The organism is Bacteroides sp. AF25-38AC, from assembly GCF_003602995.1.
Classification (GTDB): Bacteria; Bacteroidota; Bacteroidia; order Bacteroidales; family Bacteroidaceae; genus Bacteroides; species Bacteroides uniformis.
Map to the genome: position 1 here is coordinate 41,578 of NZ_QTMD01000022.1, position 12,076 is coordinate 53,653.

The window sequence follows — 12,076 nt, forward strand, 5'->3', positions numbered from 1 at the left end:
AAATAGTAAATAAAAAGATGTTAAACAAAATAATTGGTTTTTCTCTTCAGAACCGCATCCTGGTGCTGGTAGCATCGGTGCTGTTGCTGATTGGCGGTACTTATACCGCCATGCATACGGAAGTGGATGTGTTCCCTGACCTCAATGCGCCGACCGTGGTCATCATGACCGAAGCAAATGGTATGGCAGCAGAGGAAGTGGAACAGCTGGTCACTTTTCCCGTAGAAACGGCTGTAAACGGTGCAACGGGTGTGCGCCGTGTACGCTCTTCCTCAACGAACGGTTTTTCTGTAGTCTGGGTAGAATTCGACTGGGATACAGATATCTATCTTGCCCGGCAGATTGTCAGTGAGAAGCTGGCAGTCGTCAGCGAATCCTTACCGGCCAACGTAGGCAAGCCGACACTAGGCCCACAATCGTCCATTTTGGGCGAGATGCTGATTGTAGGTCTGACAGCAGATTCGACCTCTATGCTGGATTTGCGTACCATTGCCGACTGGACCATACGTCCCCGCCTGCTCTCTACGGGCGGTGTGGCACAAGTTGCCGTACTGGGTGGCGACATCAAGGAATATCAAGTGCAGCTGGACTCGGAACGGATGCGCCATTACGGCGTAACATTGAGCGAAGTGATGAACATCACCCGCGAAATGAACCTGAATGCCAATGGTGGAGTGCTCTATGAATATGGCAATGAATATATCGTACGCGGCGTACTTTCTACCGACAAGGTAGACCAGATAGCCAAGGCCGTGGTGCGGAGCAACGGAGTCTCCGGCGCCCCTATCCTGCTGGAAGATATTGCCGACGTTCAAGTCGGAGCCAAACTTCCTAAACTGGGTACCGCCTCGGAACGCGGTAAGCATGCCGTACTGCTGACAGTCACCAAGCAACCCGCCACAAGCACGCTGGAGCTTACAGACAAACTGGAAGCTTCCCTGCAAGACCTGCAGAAGAATCTACCGGCGGACGTAAAGGTTTCCACAGACATCTTCCGTCAAAGCCGTTTCATCGAAAGTTCCATCGGAAACGTTCAGAAGTCGTTGTTGGAGGGAGGTATTTTCGTTGTCATCGTGCTTTTCCTGTTCCTTGCCAACATACGTACCACAGTCATCTCGCTGGTGACACTGCCGTTGTCACTGATTGCCTCCATCCTTGCCCTGCACTATATGGGCTTTACGATAAATACCATGAGCCTGGGAGGTATGGCTATCGCCATCGGTTCGCTGGTGGATGATGCCATCGTGGACGTGGAGAATGTCTACAAGCGTTTGCACGAAAACCGACTGAAACCTGCCGGCGAGCAACTTCCTATTCTGGAAGTGGTGTTCAATGCTTCGAAAGAAGTGCGTATGCCTATCCTCAATTCAACGCTGATTATCATTGTCAGCTTCGTACCACTGTTCTTCCTTAGTGGTATGGAAGGTAGGATGTTGGTACCACTGGGTATTGCGTTCATTGTGGCATTGGCGGCTTCAACTGTTGTGGCACTGACCGTAACGCCGGTACTTTGCTCCTATCTATTGGGAAAAGAGAAAACGAAAAAACAAAACAACGAAAACAGCGATTCTGCCGTAGCACGCAAGATGAAGCAATGGTATGGTTCTGCACTGACTTTCGTATTGGGGCATAAGAAAGGGGTACTGGGAGGTACTATCGGACTATTTGTAGTAGCGCTCGGCTGTTTCTTCACCCTGGGCCGCTCGTTCCTGCCGCCTTTCAATGAAGGTTCGTTCACCATCAATATCTCCTCGCTTCCAGGCATTTCCCTGGAAGAAAGCGACAAGATGGGGCACCGTGCCGAGGAGCTGCTGCTTTCCATCCCCGAAATACAGACCGTGGCCCGTAAAACGGGACGTGCAGAGCTGGACGAACACGCTCTGGGAGTAAACATCTCTGAGATCGAGGCACCGTTTGAGTTGAAAGACCGCTCGCGCAGCGAGCTCGTGGCAGAAGTCCGCGAAAAACTGGGTACCATTGTAGGGGCAAACGTGGAAATAGGCCAGCCTATCAGCCACCGTATAGACGCCATGCTATCCGGTACAAAGGCGAACATCGCCATCAAACTGTTCGGCGACGACCTGAACCGCATGTTCACTCTGGGCAATGAAATCAAGAGTGCCATCCAGGGGATTCCCGGTATTGCCGACCTGAACGTGGAACAGCAGATTGAGCGTCCGCAACTTGTCATTTCACCCAAACGGGAAATGCTTGCCAAATACGGCATTTCACTGCCCGAATTTTCGGAGTTTGTCAATGTCTGCCTGGCCGGTGAAGCCGTTTCCCAAGTTTACGAAAAGGGAAAGAGCTTCGACCTGACCGTACGCGTGAAAGACAACCTACGCGACGAAATGGAAAAAATACGCAACTTGATGATTGATACGGGCGACGGACAGAAAATTCCACTGAACTATGTAGCGGAAATCCGCTCGGCCATGGGTCCGAACACCATCAGCCGCGAGAATGTAAAGCGTAAGATCGTCATCTCCGCCAACGTGGCCGACCGCGACCTGCGAAGTGTAGTCAACGATATACAAGCCCAGGTAGACGCACAAATCAAACTGCCGGAAGGATACCACATCGAATACGGCGGACAATTCGAAAGTGAACAGGCAGCAAGCCGCACGCTGGCACTTACTTCGTTCATGTCCATCGTGGTGATATTCCTGCTCCTCTACCATGAATTCCGCAGTGTGAAAGAGAGTGCCATCATCCTTATCAATCTGCCGCTGGCATTGATAGGTGGTGTATTCGCCCTGCTCATCACAACGGGAGAAGTGAGTATCCCCGCCATCATCGGTTTCATCTCACTGTTCGGTATCGCCACCCGAAACGGAATGCTGCTCATCAGCCATTACAACCACTTGCAGCAGGAAGAAGGCTATGGCGTCTACGACAGCGTTATCCGCGGTTCGCTCGACCGTCTGAATCCAATCCTGATGACCGCCCTATCCAGTGCACTGGCACTTATCCCGCTGGCTCTCAGTGGCGACCTGCCGGGCAACGAGATACAAAGCCCGATGGCAAAGGTTATCTTGGGCGGCCTTTTAACATCCACGTTCCTGAACGGTTTCATCATTCCGATTGTTTACCTGATGATGCACCATAACCAACAACCTAAAACGTCAGACAATGAATAAAAGATTTTTCATATTCAGCGCCGCCATCCTCGCTTTTGCGGGGATGAGCGCACAAACGTCCGGCATTGATGCCGTGCTCCAGCAGATAGAGGCCAACAACAAGGAATTGCAGGCTAACTCCCACCTCATTTCCTCACAAAAACTGGAGAACAAGACAAACAACAACCTCCCCGACCCTACACTGTCATACGCCCACCTTTGGGACTCCAAGAACAGTGACGAGACAGTCGGCGAAATGGTCATCTCGCAAAGCTTCGACTTCCCCACGCTTTACGCCACCCGAGGGAAGATGAACCGACTCAAGACAAATGCACTGGATGCACAAGCCACCGCCTTCCGCCAGCAGATATTGCTGCAAGCGAAGGAAGTATGCTTGGACATCATCATGCTGCAACGCCAGCAAGCCCTGCTCGACGAACGGTTGAAGAATGCGGAGGAACTGTCGGCCATGTACACCCGACGTTTGGAAACGGGAGATGCCAATGCACTGGAAACCAACAAGATTAATCTGGAGTTGCTGAATGTACGCACGGAAGCCCGCATGAACCAGACGGCACTTAACAACAAACTGAAAGAGCTGCTTGTCCTCAACGGAAACCAGCCGCTCACACCGGGACGTCCCAGACCCGGTACCACACCCGACGCCCAAACACTCGGATTGACAGAATACCCGGCAGTGCCGTTGCCGGCCGACTTCCACCCGCTGGCCGACGAACTGCTGGCTTCAGACCCCACCCTGCAATCCTTGCAGGGTGAAAGTTCTGCCGCCCGGAAACAGATTTCGGCAAGCAAGCAAGGCTGGCTACCCAAACTGGAACTGGGTTACCGTAGAAATACCGAATCGGGGCATCCGCTGAACGGTGTAGTAGTAGGCTTCTCTTTCCCGCTTTTCGAAAACCGCAATAAGGTCAAGATAGCCAAGACACAAGCGCTCAACATTGACTACCAAAAGGAGAACGCCGCACTGCAAGCCAGCTCCGCCTTGTGGCAACTCTATGAAGAGGCCAAGAACCTGCACGCTTCCATGGAGGAATACGAGCGCACCTTCCATCAACAGCAAGACCTTTCTTTACTGAAACAAGCACTTATGGGAGGACAAATCAGTATGATTGAATACTTCGTTGAAATATCGGTTGTCTATCAAAGCAAGACAAACCTCCTGCAACTGGAAAACCAGTATCAGAAGGCAATGGCACAGATATACAAGAGCCGGTTATAAATAGAAAGAGCTGTCTGCGGTTGGCAGACAGCTCTTTCTATTTCAATATATTGTAGTTATAGTTTTGTGACTTTACCCATAAACAGAATAACTCCCGTACTCTTCTCCTTTATCAGGAAGATGAAAGGACGGTCCACATAGAACGGAATTACCATACTTGGTCCGGGAGCGGCCACGTCCATTCCTCCGACAGTTACAGCCGCAGCTTCCGTCCCCTCTTCATTCACTTTCACATAAGTGAACTGTTGCAGCAAACTGATAAACAAATCCTCATCCGCCATTCCGGAAAAATCGGCCGATGGAGTAAAAGCCTCTTGCATTCCCATTACCATCATATCGTCAATGAGTTCTTTATCATATTCCATTTCAAACCGGGGTAACTTAAGGTTCAAGGCAGAGCTTGATAAACTACTGTTCCATTCCCCCCAGCGCTCGTCATTCAGCTGCGGCAGGCACTCATCCAACGATTTTCCCTCTGCCGGCAAGAGCACCACCATACTGAAAGCCTCATTGCCGTAAGGCAACTCTGCCATTGAGAAATACTCATTCTCGGCATAGTTGAATCTCTCGTCACGAAGATTCATCATGTGTACAGTCGATTTGCTTCCGTCAGCATTCGTAAAAGCCTCTTCTGCCGTATCCGATTTTTTGAATTGATTCTTCCAAATCCCCTTGAAATAAAGCGCATTCAACAGATAAAGACGCGCCGTCTCCGGAATCTCATTCAAGACTTTGGGGATGCAATTATTCGTTTTCCCGGCACACCAGCCGTTTATAATGTCCGGAGCCTTGGGAGAGGCAAAATCCAGCTCCTGCACTTGCGCGTCATACATCTTTTTGTTTACGCTTACAAAGTCGTCATGAACACCGAACCCTTTCTTTATCCAGATGGAATTGGCAATTCCCAACTGTGTGGTATTGTCCAAATCGAGCAACGCCTCCACCAGCTTCTTATTATAGTTGTTCATTTCTTCCAACGAATAGCCCGAAAAGCCCAGGACATCTGTCATCTCAGATAGTGTGTTTCCCAACGCTCCATTGGCAATCATAGACAGACAGAGCGAAGCGCTCAAAGGAGAGATGAACAGATTGGGCTTTTCCACCTCAGTTTTACAAACCTGATTAAAGAAACGGAAAGCGAAATCCGTTCCTAAATCCATCATCTCCTGCTCGGCACGGGTCAAGGCAATGTCTTTGCGAGGCTTGGGTTGTGGTGAAGAGTTGTCGTCACTCTGGCAGGCTGCAAGGATACAAAGTAGGCTTAAGGCAGTAATCGTTTTTTTAAGCATAAGCAAATAGTATTAGTTTTAAAACAGTTATCTATATAGAAAATGCTTGAACAAACAAAATACTGCATTGAAGAAACAATAAAAAATAGTACATTCCTACTCTATTATTATACTGCAAAGTTCTGCATATTTTTTGCAGTCGCACTGCATATGTGTTGCAGCACCACTGCATATGTGTTGCAGTCGCGCTGCATATATATTTGCAGTGTCACTGCAACAGCTCTGCAGTGCTACTGCAAAATATATACAGCAGCTTTGCAGTAACGTGATTGATTTCACCCGGTTATTGTTGCCAATTCCAGCACCCCTTCCGGCAAATATCCGCTGCGTATGCGCCATTCCTGGGGATAAAGATTATTGGCACGGTTACCTATATTCTTGACAAATCCTAGAGGTATCTGTTTGTAGGTGAGCAAGACAATGCCGCGCGGAGCAGTCTCCGAAAGGACAACAGCCTCCTTGCGCAGATAGCTGATGGCCTGCTCGCGGCCTATCTCTTCATGGGCAAAGGCATCCGGATTCAGTGCTATACTCATGGCGAGCCCATGAGCAGGCATCCAGTCTTTTCCTTTCAACTCGGCAACATCTACCCCAGCCTGCACGATACGGAGTGACGAACGCAAAGCCGACAGTTCGGAGAGATACGCTTTAGGGAAAGCGCTGACGTTGTTGCCATTGACGATAAATTCGTAATTATCCGGAACCGCAAACCACTCATGCAGTGCCGAAAGCTGTTCTTTGGAAACACCCGGAGTTTTCGCTCCTTTTCCTTGAGGTTTTCTTCCTTTTTCCCAGGATTTCACCTGCCCGGCCCAGGTATTCCCATCGCTCACGCCCGGTTTGCGGAGAACTGCCAAAAAGAATCCTTCCCCCTTCGTCCGATGGGGCAGGAAACGATAGGCGGGAAAGTCCTCTCCCGACAATAGATTACCCGTAATATTCCAGTCAGTAGAAATTTCCAACGGCAATACCTCCGCCCCGAATTCATCCCGTATCCAACGGATGTTCTCTTCGTTTTCCTTTGTATTATAGGTACAAGTACTGTAGATGAGAATGCCTCCGGACTTCAAGCAAGGCCAGATATCCGTAACGATGCGACGCTGGCGCTGCCAGCAGATTTCCACATTCTCCCCACTCCACTCACTTACCGCAACGGGGTCTTTACGGAACATCCCCTCGCCAGAGCAGGGGACATCCGTCAATATGACGTCGAAGAAGTCCGTCAAGGAAGAAAAATCTGCCGGGTCATTATTAGTGACCACCACACCGGAATGCCCCCACTTCGTAAGATTCTCCGCCAATACCTGCGAGCGGTTGCGGATTACCTCATTGGCCACCAGCAGACTGCCTGCGGGCAACACGCTACGGGCATGCGTGGATTTCCCGCCGGGAGCCGCACAGAGGTCAAGCATCACCACCGGTCCTTCGCCCACATACCGCCTCAAAGCCTGCTCCACAAACATAGACGAAGCCTCCTGCACATAGTAGCAGCCTGCATGAAACAGCGGGTCAAAAGTGAATGTCAGCCGCTTGTCCAGATAGTATCCGGCAGTAGACCAAGGGACATGCCTAAAAGAGGAACGAAAAAGACTGAATGAAGATTCCGGTAATTTATCTTCATTCAGTCGGATACTGACCGGCTGCTCCCCTTCCAGGGCGGCAGCCAGCTTTTCATATTCTTCCACACCCAAGAGGGCGCGTGTATAATCGGTGAAAGATGAGGGTAGCTTCATGCTTTGAACTGTTTTATGGCAGCAAAGATAGTGCAAAATACGTTTCACCAATCTACGGGGCTAAACAAAAAGCACGGTTCAATACTCTTTTTAAAAACTGAGTTTCACCCCTGCAAAATAGGAACGCGGTGCACCCGGTCCGTAGATATAACCGGAATCGCGGCTCGCTCCTTTATCAAAATCTTTCTGATAAGAATTGAATATATTCTGTACACCGGCATTGAGCTGCAAACAGAACCCTTGAAAATCAAAGTCGTAAGCTATCTTTGTTCCAAGCTCAAAGAAGTCCGGACTCTTTACCAATACATCCGCCTCACCGTTCACCTCCGAAAGCAAATGGGGAACGTACATCCGCCCGGTATAATTGCCGTTCAAAGCTATTGAGAAGGCTTTAACCGGCATATAGGTAGCTGTAAAGTAGCCGTAGACGTCGGGAGTACGCAGTATCTTGTCGCTGTAACGTTCTTTCTCCGACAAGTGCTCCTCATCCGCACTCCATTCTTCGGGAGAGTCATAGATACTTCGTTGAAGCGTCAGCCCTGCCTGCAACTGAACCTTATCCTTATAGGCAACCTTTCCTTCCAATGTGCCGCCATACACTTTAGCTCCCGAACCATTGATACGGGTCTGTATCAGATAAGCGCTACCATCCGGGTCTTTCACCGGAGGCGTCAGGACAAACGGGTCGGAAAGTTTCGTGTAGAAGCCTTCCACCAGTAGGTTTGCCTGGAAATCTCCGAAATAGTGGTACCAATCTACCGAAGCATTGAAGCTGCGCGAACGCTCTTCCTTCAATCCTTTGGCGCGGACAATGGAAACCAACTCTCCACCCACATTACTGATATGCAGATCTTCATCAAACGCTTGTGGAGCACGGAATCCCTCAGCATAACTGAAACGGATATTCACATCCTGAGTAGGATTGTAACGGATATTGGCACGGGGACTGAAAACAGCCTTGTCCATGATGCTGTTTTTATCTACGCGCCCGCCAATCAGGAAACTCCACTGTTCGTTCTTCCACTCATTCTGGGCATAGACGCTTGCTATATTCACCACTTGGTTCAACGGGGCGGGGGTATATTTCTCAATCAGTTGTTGCAAGCGGTCACCCGTTGCCGTAGGATCTTCGGCCAAAGCAGCATCACGATACTTCTGTACGTCCGTTGCCTTGTCATGCAGATTGTCGTGATTGAACTCAATGCCTCCGGTCAAATCGGCAGGCATAAACAGACACTTGTCAAAATGATAAATATACTGGGCACCCAGCACACCGGTAAAGTCCGTAGTCATTCCATAAGCGCTGTAATAACTATTGCGCACGATGTGCTGAGCCGAAGCATAGGTACTGAACGTATGTTTCTGGTTTTTGGAGAAAGCCGTGAACTTGAGCCCACCCGTGTTGATGGAATGTTTCAGCTGTTCCACCAGTCCGGGCGCCCCGGTACCGTTCAATCCGGCATCCTCGGCTATATGAGGGGGAAGGCTGAAGCCACTTCCACCACGGCGGAATTCCTCCATATGATGGTATTCAAGGCTCAGCTTGGAATAGGCACTTGTCCGGTAGTAAGCATTCAGACCGACAGTCTGGTTCTTCAGCTTCGGTAATTCGGAAAAACCGTCTCCGTTGGAGTCCCATGCCGAACGATGCCTGCTCTGGCCGTACACATAAGCCCCCATCTTACTGTCCGAAGAAACCAAGGAAAGATTCAGGGTCGTGTTGTTGTCGAACGAGCCGGAACCGTCGAAATTGGAAATGGTATGCGAGAAAGAACCGGAATTGCGAATCGGTTCCTTCGTAATGATATTCACCGTCCCGGCAATGGCCGAAGAACCGAACAAGGCTGAACCACCTCCACGCACCACTTCCACACGCTCTATCATGTTGGCGGGAATCTGTTCCAACCCATACACACCGGCCAGAGAGGAAAAGATGGGACGTGAGTCTATCAATATTTGGGTATATTTCCCATCCAGCCCGTTGATGCGCACTTGTGAATAACCGCAATTCTGGCAATCGGTCTCCACCCGCACACCTGGCTGAAAGGCCAGTCCTTGCGACAAAGTATGCGAGTTTGTCTGCTCAAACAGTTTAGGAGTGACCACTTTGACCAAAGTGGGTGCCAAGCGCCGGGCAGTCTCATTGCGGTTGGCTGTGACTACCACCCCGTCCAGTGCCACCATGTCTTCTTCCAACTCAAAGTTCTCTTCCAAGGTCTTACCACGTTTCAGAACGACTTTGCGCTCCTGCGACTTATAACCTACGGCACTGACGGACAACGTGAACTCACCTTCAGGCAGATTCTTTAGGAAATAGTGACCGGTGGCATCGGTCATGGTCCCGATGGTGGTGCCTTTCAGCGAAACTGTCATATAAGGCAAATGTTCCCTTGTACTTTTTTCTATTACATGACCGACAATATTGGCATCGGTACTCTTCAAATCTTCGGCATAAACGGTTGATGAGAGTAACAGACATACTGCTCCCACCACAAAAAATATATATTTTTTCATGTACTTCTAAAATAATATGTTAATCAATGAGGTTGACGCAATCCCACAACGGAATTGCCTTAATCTATCGGATTTGAAAAAAAGAAGGGGGAGCACGCAGGCAAATACCGCCACGAAGCTTTACACACTTGATGCATTCCGTGGTAAGAATGCTCAGTACACACAACAAAACAAGGAAAACCGTCGCGGCAACCGGAAGCAACGGAAGGGAAGAAGAGACGAAAGAGGCTAGATAGAAAATGGTTTCCAACTGCACCTCTGTATGCTCATGCTGGCCCTTGAATGGATGGGAATGCACAATGATAACACCATTCACCACATGCGAGTGGGTAAACAGCGTAATTCCTCCCAGATAGGCAATGAACAGCAGAGGGAGGAAACACTTCATTATATTCCTCAACTTCATCAAGACTTCCCAATAAAAACAGATGCGCAAAGATAACAGTATTTACAATAAGAAACAACCCGGTTTGTATATTTACCTCTATTTACAGTCGCAAATACCTACTTCTTGTTATTCCGGAAAAAAGACAATAAGACATTTTCACGGAAAAATATCGCCTTATTTCCGGTTTTCTAAAAAAAATATCTTCTCTTTGCAACTTTATAAAGGTGACGACACGTCTAACCAACAAAGAAACAAATTAAAAGACCATAGATTATGAAACGTATCATTTTTGGATTAATGCTTGCCATGATGTTCTGCACACTGATGCAAGGCGCAAACAGAACCGTAACAGAGAACGACGGTCAGGGGAACAAGAAAAGAGTCATCGAATTGAGGGACACTGTCATCAATGGAGAAACCGTAACAGACACACTTAGTGTCATGACTTATGAAAACGGTGCCGGCAGTAGCAATGCTCCGGAAAAATGGAGAACCCACCATAGCAGCGGTATGGACTGGAACGGGTTCGACCTCGGGAGCAAGACCTCGGAAACCGTGATTGCCGTAACAGCCATCGTCTTTGTATTCGGACTGCCGCTACTCATCATATTCGTAGTATTCTTCTTCCGCTATAAAAACCGGAAAGCCAAGTACCGCCTGGCGGAACAGGCCCTGGCCAGCGGACAGCAACTGCCTGAAAACTTCTTCAAAGAAGCCGCAGCAACGGATATCCGCAGCAAAGGCATCAACAACATATTCGTCGGCATCGGCCTGTTCATCTTCCTTTGGGCCATTACCGGAGAATTCGGTCTCGGATGTATCGGCTTGCTCGTCATGTTCACCGGCTTCGGACAATTGGTGATTTTCTACAGCCAACAGAAGAAGAACGAAGAAAAATGAGTCAGATGGGTGACATATCGTTAGTCGCACAGGTCGTGGTGTTTCACAACACCAGGGCCTTCGACCAGTTGGTAAAGAAGTACCAGTCGCCCGTGCGGCGGTTCTTCCTGCACCAGACCTGCGGCGACAGCGAGTTGAGTGACGACCTGGCACAAGATACGTTTATCAAGGCCTATACAAACATCGCTTCGTTCAAGAATCTGTCCAGCTTCTCAACCTGGCTCTACCGTATTGCCTATAACGTTTTTTATGATTATATTCGCAGCCGGAAAGAAACGGACGATTTGGATACGTACCGAGTGGACGCTCAATGCAGCACACTGCAGCAGGACGTGGGACAGCACATGGACATTTACCGTGCCCTGGCCACACTGAAGGAAATGGAACGCACCTGCATCACGCTCTTCTACATGGAAGACCAAAGCATCGAAAAGATTACAGGTATCACCGGATGTCCGGCGGGAACGGTAAAAAGCCACCTCTCGCGGGCGAAAGACAAAATGGCTTCCTACTTAAAACAAAATGGTTATGATGGAAAATGATGATAAACTCCTGACTTCATTCTTTGCCGAACACCGGCAGGAAATAGCCGATAACGGGTTCAGCCGCCGCGTACTGCGACATCTGCCCGACCGTAGCCGCCACTTGGCGCAGATATGGACAGCATTCTGCTTTACTCTGGCCCTCGTACTGTTCGTCTCCCTCGACGGAGTGCAGCTGATACTGGACACCTTGCGCGAAACCTTCGATACTGCCATCCGGAGCGGAGCTTCGGAGCTTGACCCCAAGTCGTTAATCATTGCCGGAGTGGTATTGCTCTATTTCGGTTACCGCAAGATTTCATCTATGGCATAGTTGTTTTTCAATGATAAATCGTATCTTTGTCCCCTCAT

At 49.3% G+C, this 12,076-nt stretch carries 9 protein-coding genes; 5 read left to right on the forward strand and 4 right to left on the reverse strand.

The annotated features are described in order from the left end of the window. Positions 1-17: 17 nt before the first annotated feature. A complete protein-coding gene (locus DWY55_RS14900; protein WP_120178127.1) occupies positions 18-3,140 on the forward strand; it encodes an efflux RND transporter permease subunit in 3,123 nt (1,040 codons plus the stop codon). Beyond that, positions 3,133-4,359 carry a TolC family protein gene (locus DWY55_RS14905; protein WP_057255759.1) on the forward strand — a complete coding sequence of 409 codons (1,227 nt, stop codon included), beginning with the start codon at positions 3,133-3,135 and terminating at the stop codon, positions 4,357-4,359. The genes DWY55_RS14900 and DWY55_RS14905 overlap by 8 nt, the downstream gene beginning before the upstream one ends. Before the next feature lie 56 nt (positions 4,360-4,415). On the opposite strand, the gene DWY55_RS14910 is transcribed toward DWY55_RS14905, so the two are convergent. The 4 genes from DWY55_RS14910 to DWY55_RS14925 form a co-directional block, all read right to left on the reverse strand. Next, positions 4,416-5,648: a serpin family protein gene (locus DWY55_RS14910; RefSeq protein ID WP_009037974.1), complete on the reverse strand. Its 1,233-nt coding sequence runs from the start codon at positions 5,646-5,648 to the stop codon at positions 4,416-4,418. A gap of 275 nt (positions 5,649-5,923) precedes the next feature. Next, positions 5,924-7,381 carry a methyltransferase RsmF C-terminal domain-like protein gene (locus DWY55_RS14915; RefSeq protein WP_005827081.1) on the reverse strand — a complete coding sequence of 486 codons (1,458 nt, stop codon included), beginning with the start codon at positions 7,379-7,381 and terminating at the stop codon, positions 5,924-5,926. Between the two features lie 90 nt (positions 7,382-7,471). Continuing rightward, positions 7,472-9,895 (reverse strand): TonB-dependent receptor, encoded by a 2,424-nt coding sequence (locus tag DWY55_RS14920; protein WP_005827082.1) that lies wholly within the window; start codon positions 9,893-9,895, stop codon positions 7,472-7,474. Positions 9,896-9,959: 64 nt separating this feature from the next. Further along, positions 9,960-10,301, reverse strand: a complete 342-nt coding sequence (locus DWY55_RS14925; RefSeq protein WP_008664012.1) for a hypothetical protein — start codon at positions 10,299-10,301, stop codon at positions 9,960-9,962. A 255-nt stretch (positions 10,302-10,556) separates the two neighbouring features. Between DWY55_RS14925 and DWY55_RS14935 the strand changes: the two genes are divergently transcribed. Genes DWY55_RS14935 through DWY55_RS14945 form a run of 3 tightly spaced genes read left to right on the forward strand, consistent with a single transcriptional unit; the run spans position 10,557 to position 12,038 of the window. Then, positions 10,557-11,183 (forward strand): DUF6249 domain-containing protein, encoded by a 627-nt coding sequence (locus tag DWY55_RS14935; protein ID WP_016272986.1) that lies wholly within the window; start codon positions 10,557-10,559, stop codon positions 11,181-11,183. Then, positions 11,180-11,725, forward strand: a complete 546-nt coding sequence (locus DWY55_RS14940) for an RNA polymerase sigma factor (RefSeq protein WP_005827094.1) — start codon at positions 11,180-11,182, stop codon at positions 11,723-11,725. The genes DWY55_RS14935 and DWY55_RS14940 overlap by 4 nt, the downstream gene beginning before the upstream one ends. Beyond that, positions 11,712-12,038 carry a DUF5056 domain-containing protein gene (locus tag DWY55_RS14945; RefSeq protein WP_005827095.1) on the forward strand — a complete coding sequence of 109 codons (327 nt, stop codon included), beginning with the start codon at positions 11,712-11,714 and terminating at the stop codon, positions 12,036-12,038. The genes DWY55_RS14940 and DWY55_RS14945 overlap by 14 nt, the downstream gene beginning before the upstream one ends. The last annotated feature ends 38 nt before the right edge of the window (positions 12,039-12,076 follow it).